The 22,730-nt window shown below is 59.1% G+C and carries 14 protein-coding genes; 7 read left to right on the top strand and 7 right to left on the bottom strand.

All coding sequences use genetic code 11. From position 1 onward, the window contains the following. Positions 1 to 85: 85 nt before the first annotated feature. The 3 genes from CHH27_RS04170 to CHH27_RS04160 all read right to left on the bottom strand — a co-directional run bounded on the left by CHH27_RS04170 (position 86) and on the right by CHH27_RS04160 (position 3,948). Positions 86 to 1,408 (bottom strand): capsule biosynthesis protein, encoded by a 1,323-nt coding sequence (locus tag CHH27_RS04170; RefSeq protein WP_094070460.1) that lies wholly within the window; start codon positions 1,406 to 1,408, stop codon positions 86 to 88. Continuing rightward, positions 1,392 to 2,741 carry a capsule biosynthesis protein gene (locus tag CHH27_RS04165; RefSeq protein ID WP_208988542.1) on the bottom strand — a complete coding sequence of 450 codons (1,350 nt, stop codon included), beginning with the start codon at positions 2,739 to 2,741 and terminating at the stop codon, positions 1,392 to 1,394. The genes CHH27_RS04170 and CHH27_RS04165 overlap by 17 nt, the downstream gene beginning before the upstream one ends. A 76-nt stretch (positions 2,742 to 2,817) precedes the next feature. Continuing rightward, on the bottom strand, positions 2,818 to 3,948 hold the full coding sequence (locus CHH27_RS04160; protein WP_094070458.1) for a polysaccharide biosynthesis/export family protein: 1,131 nt from the start codon (positions 3,946 to 3,948) through the stop codon (positions 2,818 to 2,820). Positions 3,949 to 4,185: 237 nt separating this feature from the next. Here CHH27_RS04160 and CHH27_RS04155 point away from each other — a divergent pair, with 237 nt between their 5' ends. The 6 genes from CHH27_RS04155 (at position 4,186) to CHH27_RS04130 (ending at position 15,253) form a co-directional block, all read left to right on the top strand. Next, entirely contained in the window at positions 4,186 to 5,370 is a 1,185-nt protein-coding gene (locus CHH27_RS04155) for an AGE family epimerase/isomerase (RefSeq protein WP_094070457.1), read from the top strand. Positions 5,371 to 5,496: 126 nt separating this feature from the next. Then, a complete protein-coding gene (gene folD, locus CHH27_RS04150; RefSeq protein WP_094070456.1) occupies positions 5,497 to 6,408 on the top strand; it encodes a bifunctional methylenetetrahydrofolate dehydrogenase/methenyltetrahydrofolate cyclohydrolase FolD in 912 nt (303 codons plus the stop codon). Between the two features lie 227 nt (positions 6,409 to 6,635). Continuing rightward, the gene (locus tag CHH27_RS04145; RefSeq protein ID WP_208988540.1) at positions 6,636 to 8,618 is read left to right on the top strand and encodes an autotransporter assembly complex family protein; all 1,983 of its coding nucleotides are present in this window, start codon (positions 6,636 to 6,638) and stop codon (positions 8,616 to 8,618) included. Between the two features lie 5 nt (positions 8,619 to 8,623). Beyond that, entirely contained in the window at positions 8,624 to 12,970 is a 4,347-nt protein-coding gene (locus tag CHH27_RS04140; protein WP_094070455.1) for a translocation/assembly module TamB domain-containing protein, read from the top strand. A 230-nt stretch (positions 12,971 to 13,200) separates the two neighbouring features. Next, entirely contained in the window at positions 13,201 to 13,554 is a 354-nt protein-coding gene (locus CHH27_RS04135) for a helix-turn-helix domain-containing protein (protein ID WP_208988532.1), read from the top strand. 241 nt (positions 13,555 to 13,795) lie between these two features. Next, the gene (locus CHH27_RS04130) at positions 13,796 to 15,253 is read left to right on the top strand and encodes an NAD-dependent succinate-semialdehyde dehydrogenase (protein WP_094070454.1); all 1,458 of its coding nucleotides are present in this window, start codon (positions 13,796 to 13,798) and stop codon (positions 15,251 to 15,253) included. Positions 15,254 to 15,380: 127 nt separating this feature from the next. On the opposite strand, the gene CHH27_RS04125 is transcribed toward CHH27_RS04130, so the two are convergent. From CHH27_RS04125 to CHH27_RS04110, 4 genes are all read right to left on the bottom strand, one after another. After that, entirely contained in the window at positions 15,381 to 18,146 is a 2,766-nt protein-coding gene (locus CHH27_RS04125; RefSeq protein ID WP_208988530.1) for an EAL domain-containing protein, read from the bottom strand. 74 nt (positions 18,147 to 18,220) lie between these two features. Next, positions 18,221 to 19,180, bottom strand: a complete 960-nt coding sequence (locus CHH27_RS04120) for a FecR family protein (protein WP_094070453.1) — start codon at positions 19,178 to 19,180, stop codon at positions 18,221 to 18,223. A gap of 393 nt (positions 19,181 to 19,573) precedes the next feature. Beyond that, complete coding sequence (locus CHH27_RS04115) at positions 19,574 to 20,377, bottom strand: FecR domain-containing protein (protein ID WP_198338347.1); 804 nt, start codon at positions 20,375 to 20,377, stop codon at positions 19,574 to 19,576. A gap of 597 nt (positions 20,378 to 20,974) precedes the next feature. After that, positions 20,975 to 21,694, bottom strand: a complete 720-nt coding sequence (locus tag CHH27_RS04110) for a glycerophosphodiester phosphodiesterase family protein (RefSeq protein WP_094070451.1) — start codon at positions 21,692 to 21,694, stop codon at positions 20,975 to 20,977. A gap of 426 nt (positions 21,695 to 22,120) precedes the next feature. On the opposite strand from CHH27_RS04110, the gene CHH27_RS04105 reads away from it, so the two are divergent. After that, complete coding sequence (locus tag CHH27_RS04105) at positions 22,121 to 22,705, top strand: YceI family protein (protein ID WP_094070450.1); 585 nt, start codon at positions 22,121 to 22,123, stop codon at positions 22,703 to 22,705. Positions 22,706 to 22,730: the final 25 nt, after the last annotated feature.

Here is a 22,730-nt window from a genome sequence, read left to right as displayed (position 1 = left end):
AGGGCAGCCAAAATACGTGGACGCAGCGATCGCAGATCGGGATCTGCAAACCGTATCGGGCGAGACCATGGCCGAAGAGCAGCCGTCATAGCGGCACACCGAGCTTGCGTGCCCGCTCCAGTCTGGGCGGAGGCTCGACAAACGCGCCATGCGCGTTGAGCGTTCTTGTTGCGATACGCTCGGCGATGTTTCTGGCCGCAACGCCGACCCCGTCCCGGTTATGAATCGAACCTCTGACCTGGGTGGTGCCTGCGAGTGCCCGGACATAGGCATCCAACAGTTTCTCGTCGGGCACCTCAGGCTGCGACCAGAAGGTGTCAAGACTGCCCTGGTGCGTCAGACCGGCTATGTCGAAATGCGCCGGCACCAGTGTCTTGACGGGGACCCCAGCCTGCAAGGCTTCCAGTCCGGCTGTCGAGTTCAGCGTGACAACTCCGGCCGCTTTTTCGAACGGTTTGGCAAGCCCGCCACCATCCAGATAATGGACCCTGTCGCTCACGCCGTGTTCGGTTGCTAGGGCCCTGGCGACGCCTTCCCAGTTTTCAATTCCGACGTCGAGCGGGTGACTTTTCAAGACAAGCTCCGTGCCCTTGCCAGCGGACGAAGCAAGCGATCCAAAGACCAGCGCCAGAACGTCTTTGAAGCTGCTGAAGGGCGAATGACGCCGCAGTTGAAAGTCGCCCTCCAACTGGATGGGCAAGACAAAGTAGCGGGTGCCCTTTTCCTGCAATTGCGCCATCACCGCGTTGGCGTGTGCGTCGCGCCTGCGCTGCCGCAGCAAGCGCACGGCGCCGCGCAAATACTCCTCAACCGGCGGATAGATCGTGTGACGTTCATATCGAGGGAAAAACGGCATCAAGACCACATTTGCCAGGTTGTAGCCTACGTCAGGAGCTGTCTGAAGCCAGAAGGATGACGGGAACCGGGGTGACAGATCGATCGGTCCGACACGCTCCGCGATCTCGCAAACGCGCGCCGGATCGTCCGGAAAATGGCTCACGGTGGAAAGGCCGTTTCTTTCCAGGGTCATCCAGCCGGGCCGCAGGGCTCCCAGTTCGGTCACCGCCACATAGAGCCCCCGCCTGCGCGCGCACTCGATCGCAAGGCGGTGGTAGATCCGCTGGTCCCCGTGCAGAACCAGGTCGGTTATGCCGTAAGTGTCCAGAAAACGGTCGATGAACGCCTGCCAGTCGCCAACAGACCCTTTGTAGCTGGTGCAACCGTCCCCATGCCAATGCAGCCAGTCACCGGCACAGAAGTTGATCCGGTACACGCCCAGACCCCGGGACTTCAGGATCCCGCCCGTTTGTTTGTAAAGGGGAGAAAGCGGTCCTTGCAGGAACAGGATATTTCGCTCGCTGCGGACCGCCTCATCAACAGGACGCCCGGTCTCAACCGCGCCAGACATGCGTCCACCGCTCCGTCTTGCCCCTTGCCTTCAGCTGGTCGGCAAAAGTCGTGGTAATTCCGCGCGACACGGCCTTCTCAAGACGCGGAGGTTGATCACACAGGGCTCCTGGCAGGTTGACCGTGTTGTTCACGATGCGCTCAGCCATCCGGTCGGCAGCCGCCTCCCGCCCTTCCTTGGTGTAAAAGCAGCCCTTGACCTGGATGGACGCAGCCAGAAGCCGTTCCAGAGCATCCAGCAGATCCGGATCGGGGGCTGTTGCAAGGCGCCAGAATTCATCCAGTGTCTTCTGGCACGTCAGTCCTGGAATGTCGTAAAGCGCGATTCCCAGCACCTTGGTTGGACACCCTGCGCGCAAGGCGTGGAGACCGGTCGTGCTGTTGATGGTCAAAGACCCGGCAGCATGGCTGAGCAACTGGTTCAAATTGCCGCCATCCACCAGCAACACGCGTTTCTTGACGTCGTGTTTCTTCGCAAGCGTCCGCAAGATCCTGGACCAGGGTTCCATGCCGTTGTCGAGTGGATGGACCTTGAAAACAAGACGCGCAGCAGAAGGCGCGTGGCGCGCGAACGAAGCAATCACCTCCTCTGCGGCGTCCGCGATATGGTCGTATTGCGAGTTGAAGCGAAGCTGATAGTCGCTTTGCAGCTGCAACGGAAAGACGTAATAGGGCAGATCGGTCGAAATGATGTCGTCGATGACATGATTGGCCTTCCGCTTGCGGCCCTTGGCCAACGCAAATCGCGGAATATTGCTCAAGTAGTCGATCAATGGGTGATAGAGCTTGTCCCTTACAAATCCAGGGAACGCCAGTGCAAAAATCACATTGGCCATGTTCCAGCTGACTTCATTCACCGCTTCATTGATGAACGGATAGCCATAACGCGGCTGGCGGTCGATATCGGGAAGCGCCTGCCCCAGTTTCAGGATCAGGTCCGGATCATCCGGAAAGCGGGAATGGGCAGACATTCCGAAATGTTCCAGCGTGATCCAGTCCGGCCGAAGGTATCCATTCTCGTAGGTGAGACAGGCAAGTCCCAACTCGGAGGCAATCTCCGCCGCGGCAACGTGGTAAGGCACCCGATCCGCGTAAAAGACGATGTGCGTGACCTGGCACTCCCTGCAAAAGCGTCTCAGCCAGTCAGGCCAGTCCTCAAGCCGTCCACGATAGGATGTACACCGGCTGTCGTGCCAGTTGAGCCAGTCCCCTGCACACAGGTTGACCCGACACGTCTGAGCGCCTGCCGCTTCCAGACTGTCGGCAATCGTGCGCGCAAACACGCCAGGCGGTCCCTGTAGAAAAAGCACCACCATGGGACTGTCTGACTTCATACCACCTGGCCGATCCGCTGATCCTGGCGCCCCGCCAGCGAACGGCCGGGGCGCGTCTCGATTTGATCCTCACCAATTAATCGGTAATTCTTTGAACAGTCGAGTAATTGCTGATGAGCGGCGCAATAATCTGCAGGAACTTGCCGAGTTCCGCGGTGGGATGGTTCGAGACATACAGAATGTCCTTGTCCCGCATTTCGAAATGCTGGGAAAGGAAGAACCCGCGCGGATCCCTCAAGCTGATCTTGTAAACCAGCGGGACAGGCTGCGTGCCAACAATCTTGCTGGCGAGCTCCGGCTTGAGACTGCGCACAAGGTCAGCGTCCTCGAACCGGAACAGGAAAACGCCATTGGCATCAGCGCGTTCGTCACGCAAGCCACCAACCGTCGCAAGGGCTTCCGCCATTGTGACGCTCTTTGTCTTGAACGGGACCAACTGATTTGTTTTGACGGCGCCGAAAGCGGAGAATGTTCGCGGCCGATGCGACAACAGGATATTGTCGCTGGGCGAAATCAGGACATTGTTTTCAGGGTAGTCAATAAGGTCTTCTAGACGGGTCGTTCCGGCACGCTTGCCGCGCTTGAGCGTGACAACCGTTTCATAGGTCGCCTCCCGGGCCCCACCTGCCTGGGCGACCAGATCAAGAAGCCGGGTTGCACGCAGCGGCAGCGGATAGACACCAGGCTTTGCAACATCACCCACGACAACCGCGGTCGAGCTCAACTTGTCCCGAAGCGAGATCAGCACCTGAGGCTCGACGGCCTTACCGACAAGCTTTTGCTGCACCGACTGACGCAGGCCTTCAATGCTGAGGCCCGCTGCCCGGACCCGGCCTGCATAGGGCACGAAAATATAGCCATTTTCATCGACCACGGACGGTATCTGGCTTGATCCGCCATCGCCGCTTGAAAACAGTCCGTCCGGCGAAGCTTCCCAGATGGAGACAGTCAGAGTGTCGCCAACGCCCAGCAAGGTTGACGAGCCGCCGCCTCCAACACCACGAAACTGGTTGGCAAAGGCCAGCGGGCGATAGGAGCGAATGGTCTTGATATTGTCCGGATCAACGGTGACGACCGTGTAGTCACCCGCCTGCGCACTCGTTTCCACGTCCTGCGTGGTAATGTTGATGGCAGCTGGCCCATCACCGGGAAGAGCAGCGCATCCGAACAAAGCTGCCGCAGCCATCAATACAAACAAAATCCGCATCAGTACCCGTTCCACCCCATTTGCTGCCAGTCTGGTAGCACCCTCTTACCGTGTTGTCCAAGTCGCAACACCGCTATCCCCCGGATAAACATCGCGGCTGTGACTTTGCTGTAACACTAGACCCGCTTTTCCTAGTGAATTGATTAATTTCCGATTTGTCGCCTTCCTCGCACTGCAAACTCGGATCTAATCTGTCAATGTGAGCATTTGATCGAGCCGAAGACCGCGAGACGTTCCATGACCGCCCCAACATCCTCCATTTCAAACAATTACCTTAAAAATCTATCGTTAGATTTAACAGGCTGGCTCGTCAATCAGGCGCTCCCCGTCTGGGCGAAAGGCGGTATCGATGCCGATGGTGGAAGCTGCTACGAAGCCATTGAACTCGGCAGCTTGCTGGGGCAGTCCGTGCCGACCCGTGCCCGCGTTGTGCCGCGCCAGGTCTACTCGTTCCTCGAGGGCAAAAAGCTGGGCTGGGACGGGCCGGCAAACCGCATTGCCACTGGTCTCAACGACTGGTTCCAAAGCGCCTTCCTGCTGGAAGAGGGCTATTTTGCGGGCGCCATGGACACCCGTGGCAAGGTAAGCGACCCGACTTTCGATCTCTATAATCAGGCATTTGCGCTTTTCGGCTTTGCAAATATTGCCTCAGCGATACCGGAGCGCCGGGACGAGGCCATCGCTTCGGCCAACCGTTTACGCGGCCTGCTGCAACAATCGTACCGTCACCCTGAAGCCGGCTTTCTGGAGTCCACCGATGGTCGTCAACCGCTGCGGTCAAATCCGCATATGCATCTGTTTGAGGCCTGCCTGGCCTGGGAAAGCGTTTCCGAAGACCCTGTCTGGAGCGATATCGCCGATGAGATTGCAGAGCTTGCCCTGATGCGGTTCATTGATCCGGTTTCCGGCGGTTTGCGCGAGTTTTTCGATCTGGAATGGCAACCGTTTCCGGGAGAGGACGGCCGCATCATGGAGCCTGGCCATCAATTTGAGTGGGCCTGGCTTCTCGCCCGGTGGGGACGCAAGCGTGGTGATGCCGGCGCCCTGATTGCAGCACGTCGCCTTTACGACATCGGCTGGACCTATGGCATCGATGAAAGCCGAGGCGCAGCCTTTATGGCCCTGAACGACGATTTCACCGTCAAGGACCCACTCGCCCGCCTCTGGGCGCAGACCGAGTGGCTCAAGGCCGCCGTTGCCCTGACCGAGCTTTCCAGCGGCCCGGAACGCAACGCTTACGCATCAGACATTCCAGACGCGGTTGCCGCACTCAAGATCTACCTGAACGATGTGCCGGCGGGGCTTTGGCGCGACAAGATGTCCCCAGACGGAACGTTCGTCGAAGAACCGGCCCCGGCCAGCTCCCTTTATCACATCGTTTGCGCCATCTCCGAACTGGACCGGTTCACCCGGACGCTTTGATTACAGTTGCGGAAATGGCGAAACCAGAGCAGGAAACGACGCAAACGGCCTTTTTCAAACCGGGGCAGCATTCTATAGCTTGTCGCCAAACATACCTTGATACCGCATGACATTTCGGGAGGCCGCATGCCCCAGGCAAAAATCATAGATGGCAAAGCCGTTGCAGACTCTGTCCGGCAGGAAATTACCAACCGGGCCGCCAAACTGCTTGCGGACAGCGGGACGCGTCCCGGCCTTGCGGTCGTGCTTGTTGGTGAAGACCCGGCCAGCCAGGTGTATGTGCGCAACAAGGACCGGGCCGCGGAAGCGTGCGGGTTTCATTCCGTCAAACACACGCTTGATGCCGAAACAAGCGAAGCGGATGTGCTCGCGCTGGTCGATCAGCTGAACAATGATCCGGACATTCACGGCATCCTGGTCCAATTGCCCCTGCCCGGCCACATCGACGAAAGCAAGGTGCTGCGACTGATCCGTCCGGAAAAGGACGTCGATGGGTTTCACCCGGTCAATGTCGGCCTGCTGACCGCCGGAGAACGCAACAGCGCGCTGGTGCCCTGCACCCCGGCCGGCAGCCTTGTGCTGCTGAAGCGCACGCTCGGCGACACCTTGTCCGGACAGAACGCCGTTGTTGTCGGCCGCTCCAATATTGTCGGCAAACCCATGGCCAGCCTGCTGCTCCAGGAAAGCTGCACCGTAACCATTGCCCACAGCCGCACCCGCGACCTGCCGGATGTGGTCCGTGCGGCCGACATCGTCGTGGCTGCCGTCGGTCGCCCGGAAATGATCAAGGGCGACTGGATCAAGCCTGGCGCCACAGTGATCGATGTTGGCATCAACCGTATTCCGGCTCCTGATCTCGGCGAAGGCAAGAGCCGGTTGGTTGGCGACGTCGCGTTCAAGGAAGCGCTCGAACATGCCGGCGCCATCACGCCGGTGCCGGGTGGTGTTGGCCCGATGACCATCGCGATGCTGATGGTCAACACGCTGACCGCAGCCCGGCGCCTGCTTGGCTTGCCGGAAGAAGAGCCGCTTTTCTGACCGCCCCGCGCAACTTGCCCAGGTTCTCGCTTGCAAATTGCCCTGCCGGAGCAAACTCACGCCGGGGCTTCACCCTTGCGCTTGCCTGCGGGGCATGATCTATCGTGTTGGCATTGTCTTAACCATGGCCCCGGTAAACTTGATTACGTAGGGGCTGCAAAGCAGTGGGCCGATTTGTGACAGGGATCTGTGACAGGCGGCCCTGCCAATCCGTCAGGCGGCAGTGAGTGAAGGGTCTACCGTCCTGTGATACCGACCTTGGGGTCGAACCGCGGTCTACCGCGCATCCTTTGCTGGCAACCCGACGGGCTGCCGGCACCCTTTTGTATGTCAGAAAACCCTTCGTTCTTGGCCTCGCCTGCCTCCTTCTTGCCTCGACGACAACGACCAGCTCCGCTTTTGAGATTTTCGGCTGGAAATTCTTTGAATCCGGCGCCGAAGAAGCAGAAGCGATTCCGGATCCCACGCCCTACGAAGCCAGTCTGACAACAACCGGCGGATCGGAAGACCTGACCAAGGATCTGAAGTCCGCTTCCCTGCTGATCCAGCAACAGGACAAACCGCCGTCCGGGGAAGCCGGACTGATTGCCCGTGCCCTGTCGGACCGCGAGCGCCTGATTGCCAAGCTCTATGCCGACGGCCGGTATGGCGGCACGGTCGAGATTGTGCTTGCAGGACTGCCTCTTGACACGGCGCTGGAGCGCGCGGACCTGCCGGACACCCGTCCGCTCAAGGTGGCGATCATCGTCAACCCGGGTCCGGTCTTCAGCTTTAGCAAGGTAAGCGTTTCCACAATTGGCAGCGACCTCTCCTCCGACCCGTCCTTCTGGGGCCTGAACAGCGGTGAAGTAGCCGCCTCCGGCAAGGTCCTCGCGGCGGAGCGCCGCATTGTCAGCGTGCTGCGTGGCCGCGGATATCCGAAGGCCCGGATCGCAGAACGCCGGATCACGGCGGATCACGCAACGAACACGCTGGATGTCGCACTCGTCGCAGACACAGGCCCGCAAGCCCGGTTCGGCCAGGTTACCGTCAGTGGGACGGACGTGACCGATCCGGATTTCGTTGTCCAGCAGGCCATGCTTCCCGTGGGCGGCATCTATTCGCCTGAAGACCTGGCTCGGGCACGGAAACGGCTGAATGAACTCGGTATTTTTTCGTCTATCCGGCTTGTGGAAGGCGACATCTCCGGGCCGGACGGGTCATTACCCATCCAGATCGAGGTCAGTGAACGCAAGCGCCATGTCATCGGTGCGGGCGCTTCCTGGTCGAGCACCGAAGGTTTCGGGGTAGAGTCCTACTGGCGCAGACGCAACCTGTTCGGCCGCGGCGAACTTCTTTCGGTTGAAGGCTCCGTCGGCCGTATCGGAAACGAAAGCCTGACGGATCTGGAATACTCCGCCCGTGTTGCGTTCGAAAAACCCGGGGTCTTCGGGCCCCTGACGAGTTTTTCCACCAGCCTGGAGGCCCGCCAGGAAAACCCGGACGCCTACAAGAGCCGGACGATTACCTATGATGCCTATCTCAACCGCGAGTTTTCAGAGCAGCTGAAAGGCCGCGCTGGCGCGGAGGTCTTCTATGCGAACGAGGAAGACGCCTTTGGCGACGGCGACTATCTGCTGGTGGGCCTTCCCGCCGGCCTGACCTTTGACAATCGCGACGACAAGCTGAACCCTTCCAAGGGCGTCTTTGCGGCGCTGTTTGCCGAACCTGCCTATGACACGCTGAACTCGAATGCCATGGGATTCGTCAAGGGCACCGTGTCAAGCTACTACGCCCTGGACGAGGCCAAGCGCTTCATTCTCGCCGGACGGGTTTCGGCGGGCTCCATCCTGGCCCCGTCGGTCGAAGCCGTGCCCGCAAGCCGACGCTTTATTGCAGGTGGCGGCGGCTCGATCCGTGGCTATGCTTATCGCAATGTCGGTCCCAGGGTAAATGGTGAGGTAACCGGTGGCCGGTCGCTGGTGGAACTGTCCGGTGAAATCCGGGTCAAGGTGACGGATACCATTGGTGTGGTCGGGTTCGTTGATGCCGGCAACGCCTATGAAGACAGCCTCCCGGACTTTTCAGAAAGCCTGAAGGTGGGCGTCGGCGCTGGCCTGCGCTATTTTACTCCCATAGGCCCGCTTCGAATCGATGCGGCGGTGCCTCTGGATCCGGGACAGGATGACCCGGATTTTGCCCTTTATGTCGGTTTGAGCCAGGCGTTTTAACGCAGATGCGTTTTATCAATCTGTCCTTGCGGATCTTCGGATTCCTGATCGCAATTGCGATTGCCGTGCCGTTGCTTGTCATCGGCGCGCTGCAGGTGCAGTCCGGACGCGATCTGGTATCCGGAATTGCCAGTTCACTTGCCTCCACACCAGAGCAGTCGGTCAGGATTGAGGGGCTCTATGTCAGCTTTGGTCTCGACGCCTCGATTGAAAGCCTGGACATTTCGGACAAAAAGGGCATCTGGCTGTCCGCACAGACGATCGCGTTCGACTGGAGGCCGCTGCGGCTCCTGTCCGGTGACCTGGACATAACCGTTCTCAGCGCCCGCCAGATCGACCTGGCGCGGCCTCCCCAGCTGCCCGAGAACACCGACACGTCCGCGACGCCGGGTGCAGAAGGAACGAGCGGAGTGTCCCTGCCGGTCAACGTGTCGCTTGAGCGGCTGTCGCTTCAAGAAATCAACCTTGGCGAGGACTTGTTGGGCGCGCCCGTCTCCCTGACAGCCTCCGGCTCAGGGGCGTTTGCGCTCGACCCGGCACTTGTCACAGCGGATCTCGATGTTCGCCGGGTGGACGGGATCGACGCAGGATTGACCGCCAAGGCCCGGTTCGAACCGTCGGCCGAAACCCTGCAATTCGATGTTTCCATCTCCGAACCACGTGGCGGGTTGGCCGCACGCCTGCTTGATGTGCCGGATTTGCCTGCCCTGGACCTCCTATTGAAGGGCAGCGGGCCGCTCACCGACTGGGCTGCCGACCTGAGCGTCGCGCTTGATGGCAAATCCACGGTTACAGGCTCCGCCAGCCTGCAGGAAACCGCTTCGGAGCGCCATCTCAGCTTCGATCTTGATGGCCTTCTTGCCGACCTGGCCCCACCCGCCGCCCAGGCCTTCGTGCTCGGCACGACGGACCTCACCGGCACAGCGCGGTTTTCGTCGGATTTTGCGCCGCTTGCGGCCAATCTTTCCGCCCGGACCCAGACGCTCGCCCTCGATGCAAAGGCTGATCTCGCGAATGACAAGATGGATGTCACCGCCGGTCTGTCCGTCAATGCGGGTGGCGGGGCACTGATTGCGCTTGACGTCGGCGATCGCCGCATTGCCTTTGGACCGGTGACCAGCCAGATCAACGTCTCCGGCACACAAGGTGCCGCCGACTGGGCAGCCGATCTAGAACTTGCCTCTTTTCAGACGACAGAACTGCGCACGGACAGGGTCCAGCTGAAGGTCTCCGGCAATGGCGCGGATTTCAGCTCCGGAGCATTGACGTCCCCTTTTGCCCTGACGCTCGACGTCACGGGACTGGATGGACTAACGCAGCAGACAGCAGCGCTGTCCGGTCCGCTTTCCGTTACCGGCAGCGGATCAATCAGCTCTGGAACGCAGGACGTTCACCTGTCGGAACTCGCAGTCACGTCTTCGGCCACGACCCTCACCTTGACCGACACGACCCTGTCGCCTGACAAATTCAGCGGCAAGGGACGCATTTCTGTTCCTGACCTGGCGATCTTGTCCGAACTGGCAGGAAGAGACCTTGGCGGCGGCATCGCCGGACAATTCACAGCCGACTTGGATCCCAGCCAATTGACGGGAACAGCCACCGCGTCCCTGATCAGCAAGGATGTCTCTGTTGCCGTTCCGCAGGCGGATGCCTTGCTGGCCGGTGAAACCCGCACGGACCTGACGCTGGACCTGAGTGGCACAAGCGATATCAATCTGGAAAATCTCGCAATTGGCAACGATCAGCTGAACGTTTCCGGGAAGGCTCACTTTGCCGATGGCAACCTGACCTCCGCGCTGACGGCAAGCCTCGCCGACCTGTCAAAGGCAGACAGCCAACTTGCCGGCAGTCTGGAACTTGACGCGACAACCTCAGGGCCCATCGAGGCTCTTGAGGTAAAGGCGACCGCCGCCTCCAAACAGATCCTCCTGGCAGGAACGCCCCTCGACAATCTGACATTCTCGGCCGATGCCGTTGCAAATCGCTCGACCCCCTCGGCTAGGCTCAAGGGGGCAGCCGCGCTGAACGAGCAAGCGATAGCGGTTGATGTGGAACTGGTCAGCAAGGACGGTGGCGCGGAGCTCAGCCCCCTGTCAGTGAAACTTGCCGGAAACACGGTCTCCGGCGCATTGACCTTCGCTGACCTCAACCGCCCGGTCGAGACGCTCAAGGGCGATCTGAAGATCGACGCGCCGGACCTGGCTTCGCTCTCCCCGCTCCTGTTGACGGACATCAGCGGCCGCTTGAATGGAACTATCTCGGCAGATCCTGAGCGCAAGCAACTTGCACTCGACATCACAGGCAGCGGAATTGATGTGCCTTCGCTGAGCCTGGGCAGCCTGAAAATGAAGGCTAATCTGGCGGCGCCCTATGCCCCCGAAACAGTGTCGGCCGATATCGAAATCAACGATCTGCTGACCGACGCCACGCCCGTACACAGTGTCAACCTGCAAGCCCGGCCGGACAATGGCGGCACGTCAATCGGCGCCAGGATAGATCTTGATAGCAGCGGCAAGGACGGGCTCGCGCTACAAGCAAGGGTCAGCCAACCGGATGACGGCGGCTATCTGCTCGCGCTTTCAGAACTTGCCATGCGCTACCAGGGCCTGGCCAGCAAACTGACGGCACCAACCACGATTGCCTATACCGAGGGCACCGCCACGATCGCGCCGCTCGACCTTCAACTCGGTGACGGTTCCCTGTCCCTCTCCGGCCAGGCCGGCGAACAACTGGACCTGAAAGCCGAGTTGAAATCAGTACCACTGAACCTTGCCAACGCCTTTGCGCCGTCGCTCGGGCTCGGCGGCTCTCTCTCTGGCAATATCACGGCAACCGGCAGCGCCTCCGCACCGCAGGCAACCTGGTCGATCACCGGTACGGGGCTCACGGCAAGCGAATTGCGGAACAATGGCCTGGCAGCGCTCAGCCTGACCAGTTCCGGAGATCTGAAGGACAACCAGATTTCCCAGACAAGCAAGGTCAGCGACCCGAACGGGCTGAACCTCTCCGCCTCCGGCACTGTCGGGCTGCAACAGCCCAATGCCCTGGCCCTGACACTGGACGGCACGATCCCGACGGCGGCCCTTCGGCGGCCTCTTCTGGAGGCGGGCATTCGGGCGGAGGGCGCGATTGCCCTGAAAGGAACCGTTGGCGGATCCGCAAAAGCACCCGCCTACCAGATCACCGCGACACCGGCCGGCCTCAGGGTCACCAGCCTGTCGACCGGACTGACCGTTCAGAACATCGGCGGTACGGCTGCTGTCACACAGGATCAGGCCTCGCTCAACGGGATCACCGGCGAGTTGGCAACCGGCGGAACCCTGTCGGCCGGTGGTACAGTCGGCATGAAAAACGGTTTTCCGACGGATCTCTCGATCAAGCTGAACAAGGGCCGCTACATCGACCCCGGGCTGGTGAGCGCGGAAGTGGATGCCGATCTGAAAATCTCTGGACCGCTCGCGTCGACCTCTTCATCGGCCCTGATCGGCGGCACGGTTACCATCAACAAGGCAGATGTCTCCATTCCGGAGTATTTGCCCGGCGCAATCCCGCCTGTCGAAGTTCGGCACGTCAACGCGTCCAAGGCGGTGCGTCAGCAGGTTGCCGAGCTTGGAGGCGATACCCAGCAACGGCAGACGCAGCAGAAAACGATCCCGCCACGCCTGGACATCCTGTTGTCGGCCCCGGGCCGCATCTTCATTCGCGGCCGTGGTCTTGACGCCGAACTGCAAGGCAATCTGAAGATCGTCGGCACCACGGCTTCCCCCCAGGCGGTTGGCGCTTTCAGCCTGAAGCGGGGTCAGCTCGATATTCTAACCCGTCGTCTGGTGTTCTCGCGCGGCAGCGCCACGTTTGAAGGCTCACTGACACCGCTCCTCGATTTTGCCGCTTCCACGACGGTCAGCGACACCACCATCACGGTCACGGTGAGCGGCGAGGCCGACGACCCGCAGATCGCCTTCACTTCCTCTCCCGAATTGCCTCAGGACGAGGTGCTCGCGCTGCTCCTGTTCGGCAAGAGCGTCGGCAATCTGTCGGCAACGCAGGTTGCCCGGCTCGCGGCCGCAATCGCCACCCTGACCGGCGGCAGCGACAGTGGCCCCCTCGCCTCGATCCGGAAGTCGCTCGGGCTCGATGCGATCGACATCAATACCGACGGTGAGGATGGTCCGTCTGTCGCCGTCGGCAAATACATCAATGACAACATCTATGTCGGGGTCGAACAGGGAACCGGCAGTGGCTCCAGCCGTGTGAAGGTGGATATCGATCTTGATCGCGGTCTGAAAGTGCGCGGTGAAGTGGGGGCCGACGGGTCCTCAAAAGCAGGCATCTTTTTCGAGCGCGAATACTAGAATCGCCTGCTGCCCTCGACTGCAGCACGGCAATTTTGACAGGCAATTTGCGAGAACACGCCGCAGGCCTGCGTCATTGCGACAAATTCGCCTTGGACGGTTGCGGTGCACACATGAGACGTGCCAGTGTGCGCGCCATGAACCAAATATTCAAAAGAAACTCTCCGTCCCATCCGGAGCAGACCGTTTATCTGGCGGCGGAGTCGGCCGGAAAAAACGGGAGTGACATCATGTCCACCAGCAGCAGCGACTACACACTGGGTGAGCGGATCTGCAAGGCACGCGACGCTTCCGGTCTTTCCACGGCGCAGCTGGCCCGGCGTCTCGGCATCAAGACATCCACGCTTCACAGCTGGGAAAGCGACCGGTCCGAACCGCGCTCCAACAAGCTTGTGCTGCTGGCCGGCGTCCTGAATGTGAGCCCGACCTGGCTGCTCGTCGGTCGCGGCACACCACCGGCTGCCGATGTGCCCGCAGCGTCCGACATTGACAGCATGCGTGTTGCGCTTGACCGCGTTCAGCGGCAGGCCCAGGCGCTCGCGGATGAAATCGCCTCGCTTCAGGAGCGCCTCGAAGGCGCCTGAGCCGACCGGCACCCTTCCGGGAAACGGCCCGACCCAAGTCCGGAACCTTAAGGCTTCAGCCGACGTCGCAAGACGCCGGCTTTTGCGGTTTGAGCGCATTGATCTCTTGAGCGCGGTGCGCCCGCACAAGCCCTGACACATATCAGGGCCTTCGGAACCGTTCCGCTTCAAAAGCGCTTGCCAGAGCCTTTGTCCGCCCCCTATCACTATCCGGTCAAGTCACACGGATCGGGAAGTCTCCATGTCTTTGAATACGTCTTTGTTGAAGGAACAAGTCTTTATCGGTGGCGCCTGGCAGGACGCCGATAGCGGCCAGACGATTGGCGTGTCCAATCCGGCAACGGGCGAGACCATCGGCACGATCCCTTATTGCGGCCGTCCGGAAACGGCCCGGGCAATCGAGGCAGCTTCTGCCGCCCTGCCTGCCTGGAAAGCACTGACCGCCGAGGCCCGCGCCAATCTCATGCACAAGCTGTGCGACGCCATCATGGACCAGATCGACGACCTGGCCGTGTTGCTGACCACGGAGATGGGCAAGCCCCTTGCAGAGGCCAAGGGCGAAATCGCGCTCGGCGTCAAATACATCCGCTTCTTTGCCGAAGAGGGCAAGCGTATCTATGGCGACACCATCCCCTCGCCCTGGGCCGATCGCCGCATCCTGGTGACGAAGGAGCCTGTCGGTGTTGTCGGTTCGATCACACCCTGGAATTTTCCCAATTCCATGATCGCGCGCAAGCTCGGCGCAGCGCTTGCTGCGGGCTGCACGATGGTCCTGAAACCGGCTGAGTTCACGCCCTATTCCGCTCTGATCTATGGCGTGATGGCCGAAAAGGCCGGCCTGCCGGCCGGTGTCATAAACATCCTTACAGGTGACGCGCCTGCCATCGGCGAGGAAATGTGCGAAAACCCGGCCCTGCGCAAGCTCACCTTCACCGGGTCGACCCGTGTCGGCAAGTTGCTGGCAGCCAATGCAGGCAAGAACATGAAAAAGATCTCGATGGAGCTGGGCGGCAACGCACCGTTCATCGTGTTCGACGACGCCGATCTGGACCGTGCGGTGGAAGGTGCGATCGCCAGCAAGTTTCGCAATTCCGGTCAGACCTGTGTCTGCGCCAACCGCCTCTACGTCCAGGCCGGGGTATACGATGCCTTTGCCGACAAGCTGAAGGCCGCCATGGCCGCCCAGCTCAAGGTTGGCGACGGCCTTGCGGCCGGCACCACCCAGGGTCCGCTGATCAACGAAGCCGCGGTCGAAAAGGTTGCAGATCACGTCCAGGATGCCCTTGCCAAGGGCGGTGAGCTGGTGGCAGGCGGCCAGCGTCCGGATGCGCCGGGTTCCTTCTACGAGCCTACCCTGATCACGGGCGCCACCTCCGACATGAAAGTGGCACATGAGGAAACCTTCGGTCCGCTGGCAGCCCTCTTCAAATTCGACACCGAGGAGGAAGCCATCCAGCTGGCCAATGACACGGAATACGGCCTTGCCTGCTATTTCTATGCCCAGGACCTCGGCCGCACATTCCGCGTGATGGAACAGCTGCACTATGGCCTGGTCGGGGTGAATGAAGGCGTCATCACCACTGAAGTCGCCCCTTTTGGTGGCGTCAAAGACAGCGGCATGGGCAATGAAGGTTCGAAATACGGTCTCGACGATTATCTGAACGTCAAATACAGCTGTATCGGCGGCCTGGGGCTCTGATCAACGTCTCCGGCAGCGCGGCTTGACCTGATCGTCTGAGCCGCTGCCGGTGCAAGCAACATCCTCACTTGGTCCAAGCCGACGCGACTGCCGAAAACGTCTGATGGGCGTTACGGAGTGTTTCCAATCAGGCCGCGTTGATCAGCAGCGTTGCCAGGTTGATGGCGCTCATCGGCCTGCCGAACAGGAAGCCCTGACCGTATTCGCAGCCCAGCTCCTGCAGCTTGGACGCCTGGTCAGGCGTTTCAATCCCTTCCACGACCACTGACATCCGGTACCCTTTGGCCAAATGCAGGACGGACTCGATAACGGCAATGTCCTGTTCGCTGGAGATCGATTGGCGCACGAAGGTCCGGTCGAGCTTGATCTTGGAAAACGGATATTTCGGAATATAGCTCAATGACGAATAGCCGGTGCCGAAGTCGTCGAGAGAAAAGCTGCAGCCGAGCGCCTTGAGGGCATTCATGTGGTAGTCGAGGTCGAGACTGTCATCAATGAACAAGGACTCTGTGATTTCCAGATCCAGACGATCCGCCGGAAAACCCGTGCGATCCAGTGCCTCTTTCACGGAAGCCACCAGGTTCCCGCGGCTGAGTTGAATCGCCGAGATGTTGACAGACAGTCTGAGCGGACTTGACCAGGATAACGCTTCTTTCATGCCGCGGTTCAAGGCCCAGGCGCCGAGTTCCACGATATATCCGTTTTCCTCGGCGATCGGGACAAACTCGGCCGGAGAGATCGGCCCGAGTTCCCGGTGGTCCCAGCGCAGCAAGGCCTCCACACCAAAGATGGATTGATCGTCCAGATTAACAAGCGGCTGATAGACCATGTGCAGCTCGTCGCGCACAATCGCCTTGAACAGCTCGGTTTCGAGTGTACGGCGCCGCTGCAGGGCTGCGTCCATTTCTGGCTGAAAGCCGAGCGTTTGACCCTGGTGGTCGCGCCGCACTTTGGCCAGTGCATTGCCAGACTTCCTCAACAGACCTTCCGGTGACATGTCTCCGTCCGAGACGATGTAACCGAATTTCAACTGCACCGAGATTCGAGCGCCCTCAACCTTGTAGTCTTCGCCGACAACGTCCTTGAGCGTCTCGATCATCGCAAGGTCCTGGCCCTGCTGACAGACAAACACGCCCGCAAACACCTCGGGGGACAACGTCGCCCACTCGGCCTTCTGTGCCAGATGGTTCTTCAAGCGTGATGAGATCGCCTTTCGCACCTGATCTCCATAGGAAAAGCCGAGCGATGCAACGATCTGATCCAGATTGGTGACCGCAACCTGAATGACGCAGACTTCATGACCGGATCCGCGCGCCGTCTGCAGTGCCGTGTCGAGTTTCTCCTCAAAACCGTTGCGGTTGCTGAGGCCGGTACTTGGGTCAAAACGAGCCAGAAAGGCAAGCCGTTCCACGGCCTCTCTCTCTTCCGTCACGTCTCTGCATGTCAGGCAGGCGACCGCCTTGGTTGCCACTTTTTTTGAGTTGCCAGGACTGGCAACAGAGCGCTCGGATCGCGTTACGACATATTCAATGTAGCGCCGTGCACCGTCATTATGCAGCAGCGTCAGGACCTTTGGCACCGGCCTCTTTGTGGTCTGGGTAGCCAGCACCGAGAGAGCCTCCTCGACAAGCTCCGGCGGCAGGACATTTCTGGCCTGTTTTCCAAGCAATGCATCGGTCTGGAATAAATCACGCGCCATCTGGCTGGCGGCGGATATCTTGCCGTCGTCCTGTAACACGACGATCGCGTCAAAGCTGTCGTCAAAGACCAGGCCCAGCATGCGCTCGCTGTTCCGGCGTCGGATCGTCGCCAGGTGGGACAGCAGCTTGTAGAAGCCAAGTTCCCGAAAGACGATCCCCGCGGCTGCCACGAGCAACACAAAATGGGCGCTTGCTGTCGGGACCATCAGCGGAGCGGACTTTTGCAGCCCGAAGGCAATCAGCTCGATGGCAAGCGCCGTGAGGGCCAGGATGCTCAGCTTGATAAACCAGCCATCCGCCCTGGTGAGAAACATCAGAAAAACGATAAGAACGGCAACGCCAACGACAAGCGCTTCGCCCCTCTGTTCAAGCGCCCTGCCCTGCAGCAGGGTTTCCCCGCCAAGCGCCTGAATGATACTGCCCGGCAACATGCCGTAGACCGGAACGGGAAAGAGGTCCCGAAGTTCCTGCGCGCTCGCGCCGACGACAACTTTCTTGTCCAGGAATTGTCCTGAGGGAAAGGCGCCCTGCAGCACGTCGATCAGGGAGACACGGTCAAGCTTGTCAATCCCGATACTGTAGTCGAGCCAGAAAGCACCCTCCGTGCTGCCTGTGTGATCGCCGAGATAGGCGGCCGCAGACAGTTCCGCGGTTCCATCGATTTCAAAGCCATAGAGATTGCGCCAGATCCGGCTGTCCCGTTCCATTGGAACCATCACGACTACCGGCCAGGCCGTGTCCAGCAGTTGCTGGATAGGCTGATTGACAACCTCACCGGCATTCAGGTCGACAGATGCGGACTGGCGAAACACGGCAAGACTGACATTGCCTGCGCGCTCAAAGGCAGCGGCCAGCAAAGCATCATCTTCGGGATTGGAATTAGCACTGAAATCGACATCAAAGACGATGTCACGCGCACCGTCGGCCACCAGCTTGTCTGTCATTTCGGCAAACAACCGGCGTGGCAGCGGCCAGACCCCGAGTTCATCCAGGCTCTTGGCATCAATATCAACGACAACGATGTCGCCCGAGACAGAACGTTCGCTGGCGAGAAAACGGGTTTCCCAAAGAAATCTGTCGAGCGTGGTACCCAATCCGGTCAGACGCAGCATTGCCACGACCGCAATCACGCAGATTGAGATCAAGGCAGCGTTGAAGACACGCTTTTCAAAGACCGCCCGCCAGAAAGTCACACCCTCAGCCCATCATTTGCGCTTTCAATTGCCGACCGAAGCATCCCCCTTCGGCCAGCAGAATTCAAGAACGCTCAATTACGACCATTGCCATTGCCGTTTCCATTGGAATTTCCATTGCCGTTGCCGTTGGAATTCCCGTTGCTGTTGCCATTGGAATTGCCATTGCTGTTGCCGTTGGAATTCCCGTTGCTGTTGCCGTTGGAATTCCCGTTGCTGTTGCCGTTGGAATTGCCGTTGCTGTTGCCGTTGGAATTCCCGTTGCTGTTGCCGTTCGAATTCCCGTTGCTGTTGCCGTTCGAATTGCCGTTGCTGTTGCCGTTGGAATTCCCGTTGCTGTTGCCGTTGGAATTGCCATTGCTGTTGCCGTTGGAATTCCCGTTGCTGTTTGAGCCGGCGTTCAGAAAGTTACCCAAGCCACCGCGCCGATTGTTGGTGGGCGTGCTTGTGGGTACATTTTCCACCGGCGGCGCATTGAAGACCGGCGCCCGCTTCCGGCCTGGTCTAACCACCGGCTTCGTGCGGCCACCAACCGTAAGCCCGACCTTTCGAGAGGGCGCACTCGACGCGCTTTGACCGGCTGCAAGATCTACCCTGTCACCAGACGCGAAGTCAGCCACTTCCACCAGACCACGCTGTACCGACACGTCTGCTCGCTTCGACCGCACATCGACGCGAAAGCGCGTGCCTTTTACCACGGCAGCAAAGAACGGCGTTTCGACTGTAAAATGCGGTCGCTGCCGTTTCTGCACGTCGACCTCGATCGACCCCTTCCGCTGCAACAACGTGGTTTTGCCACCCTTGCTGCGATACTGCGAAAGCGCAAAGGTCGTATTCGGCCCCACAGAAATGGTTTCACTGCCACGCGCAATCAAAGCTCGGGCGCCGGATCGCGTTCCCAAGGTAAAGCCCTTCTCGAAGACCATACCACGTTTGACACGAAATGCGTCGACGCCAGGCGCTACAAAATAGACAATCCCAGATACGCGCTTGACGACCCAGTTCTGAGAATTCGCTTCAGCAGAGGCCGCCATGCAGAATATTAGCAAGAAGGCACAAAAAGAGGTTTTCAACCCAACTGTTGATTTCTTCAGAAGTAAATAAATCTCAGACTTGAATACCGCCCCACTAGGGCAAACTGTCTTCGCACACTTCATGTCGGGTCAACCTGTTCAAGTTCCCAGTGGACATCTGAATACTCCCAACCGCTTAACCCAAAGTGAAAATGATCTAATATTGTCATTTTCACCTAGCAGTTTTGACGATTTGCCTGAGCCTTCGATCGGTTTTTGCATTCAAATTTCTTACAAGTACTATCTGTAATCCTGACACTGACGCGCTGTCGGTCGCCAGACAATCCGAGTTGCAAGTATGCAAACGGATGTGGCCGGCGCGTGCGTCGGTATCAATCGCCGGCGGATTTAGTTTCAGCGGCCGTTGCCGTTTGAATTGCCATTGCCGTTGCCATTCGAATTGCCGTTGCTGTTGCCGTTGCCGTTGCCATTCGAATTGCCGTTGCTGTTGCCGTTCGAATTGCCATTGCTGTTGCCATTCGAATTGCCATTGCTGTTGCCGTTCGAATTGCCATTGCTGTTGCCATTCGAATTGCCGTTGCCGTTACCGTTCGAATTGCCGTTGCCGTTCGAATTGCCGTTGCTGTTGCCGTTCGAATTGCCGTTGCTGTTGCCGTTCGAATTGCCGTTGCTGTTGCTTGAAGCGTTGTTTGCGTTCAGGGCTCGCGCTTCTGCCGCCGTTGCCGGCACGTTTCTGACAATACGGGTTGCAAATGCAGGCGCGCGTTTCGGCCCCGGACGCACCACTGGCCGCGTACGTCCTCTGACAGAAAGGCCAACACGGCGCGCGGGATTGGTGAATGCAGACTGCCCGACACCGATGTCGGCACGGTCTCCAGATGCAAAATCATGCACTCCGACGACGCCTTGCCCAACATTGACCGTCGCCGTGTTCTGGGTCACCCGCACTCGGAAATCTGTCCCTTTGACGACAGCTGCCAGGAAGGGGGTTTCGACCTTGAAATGGCGAAACCATCTGCGTGTTACGTTTACGTCGAGCTGGCCCCTGTCTTGATAGACCACCATTCGCTTGATGAAGAACCCACCAGGCTGGAGCGTTACAACAGCGCCCCTGGACACGACAAATTTCTGGTCGCCGCGCCGAATGGCAACCCGGCCCTGGCCGGTCCTGACCTTCCAGCCGCGGCGCACGATCATGCCTTTTTCCGCAGTAAATGACTCTCCGGTCCTCGTCTCCACCAAAACACGGCCGGTGACGCGATCCACCTTCCAATGCCAGTTGTTTTCGGTTGCCTGATTTTCCTGCGCCAAAGCGCCCGTGACCGCGCCGAACAACAGCAGGCAGAAGAATACGGACATCGCCGTTAGCCGGAACGCGCGGTCGAAACCAGTGAGATCGACGGCTGCAACGGTTCTGCACCGGCATTCAGACCAACGTTCCAGCAGAGTGTTTTTCGACACAAGTGCCCCCAAACGCCTAAATTTATTCGAAACCAGAGGCTACGTAAGGGCACTTAACAGGATTTGAAGAAAACTTGGAAATATTGCCGATTTTCAATCCGCTAAAATTGTAATGAAAGGGGAAGGTTCCTGGTCACCATTTCTGGCAACATATCTTCCCGTTTCTGCTACCTTCGATGGAAATGCTGCACCCCTATCTCTTTCTGCCACCCAGAGTAAAGCTTTCCTGACCGTTTACCATATCGACAAATACTGCCGGCAACAGGCCGCTGCCTCTCTCATCGGCCGGCTTGCTCAGGAACGGACATGCCAAATGCAGAAACAGGTGGTGCACTACACGGGGGTGAGCAGGTCATTTTCCACCGACCGAAACACCTCAATCTGATCGATATTCATCTGCTCGACCCCGCAGCGTACGGCCCTTTCAAAGACTGCCCGATCACTACCGGCGTAAAACATCTGGGTGATCAGGCCCGCCCTTTTTGCCGCCGCGACCAGATCAGGGTCCAGATTGTCTTCGTGAAACTCAATGATCTGCGCCTCCTGTGCCACGGCGCGGTCAACCGATCCAACGTGAATGAAGAGAACCATGCGGCGCAGGTCGGGGACCTTGGCACGAGCCTCCGCGCGAATGGCCTGGTCAAAGGAAAAGGTCCAGGCCTCGCTGAGCATGCCGCGCACCGCCAGCATGTCACGAACTTCTCCGGGGTCGCCGTCCTTGATTTCCACATAAGTGGCAATCCGGCCCTTGCAGGCATCCAGGAACCGGTCCAACCGGGGCACCTGCTCGCCGGCGAAGTCCGGGCCGAACCAGATACCGGCGTCGAGCGCATCAATTTCAGCCGATGTCAGGTCCGAAATCCGGCCTGAGCCATTGGTGGTTCGATCCACTGTGGCGTCATGCATGACGTACAGAATGCCATCCCGGGACGGTCGCACGTCAAGCTCAACAGCCTCCGCGCCCATCTCGATGGCTTTCTCCAGGGACGCCAGCGTGTTTTCAGGAGCCCACAGAGACGCGCCTCGGTGACAAACAACCATCGCTTGTTTCACGTCGATTCTCCTGGTGCTCCAGACCGGTGATCTGAAGGCTTTCGGGTTCCGATTTCAGCTATACGTCAGGAAAGATGAGCCAAGAGGTGCCTGAATTTCTTGATGGAATGATGACACTGGAACTTCTTTCGAGTTATCATGCACTTACCGAGCTAAGCAACTCTTGATTGCGCCACCAAAGACACCACATGGGCACTTGCAGGCGATGCTGATTCTGAAAGGTCCGCGGTTTTCGGATAGCGAGCAGTAACAATCGACTCGGAATTTCTTATCAGGCCTTCACCAAAACAGTGTCAGAAATCGGGCTGTGATTGTTCGAAATTTCAGAACAGTCAGTCAAATTGCATGCGCCGATTTCATGCCTATCTTCCGCAATGCAGCGTTCATGGGCGAACGCTCCTGACACCATTCTTACGAGGTTTGAACATGATCCGTCTTGCAGCTCCCGCACTGGCTCTGTCCCTTTTTGCCGGCGCAGCTTCTGCCGAACCAGTCGCTTTCGACTTTGACAAGTCTCACGCCAACCTGTCGTTCACCTATAATCATCTCGGCTATTCCACGACAGACGGTCGTTTCGGCAACTGGGATGGCACACTCCTGATCGACAAGGACAGCCCCGCCAACTCCTCCATCGAATTCACCATCGACATCACCAGCCTCGATACGTTCTGGGCGGATCGTGACAAGCACCTCCTAAGCGCGGACTTCTTCGACGCCGACAAATTCCCGAAAGCGACCTTTGCCAGCACCAAGGTCGAACAGGTTGGTGAAAACCAGCTCGAGGTCACTGGCGACCTGACCATCAAGGGCGTCACCAAGCCGACAACCCTGAACGTCACGGTTACCGCGCTTGGCGAACACCCGATGGCCAAGAAGGAAGCTGCCGGATTTGCCGTTTCCACCGTCATCAAGCGGTCCGACTTTGGCATGGACATGTTTGTTCCCTATGTGGGGGATGAGGTGACCGTCACCTTCCATGCTGAAACGCTGAAGGCCGACGCCACCAACTGATCGAAAGACGCCGGGGGCCGAGCGG

Source organism: Labrenzia sp. VG12 (genome assembly GCF_002237595.1).
Lineage (GTDB): Bacteria > Pseudomonadota > Alphaproteobacteria > Rhizobiales > Stappiaceae > Roseibium.
This window is presented reverse-complemented; position numbering and strand designations above follow the sequence as displayed.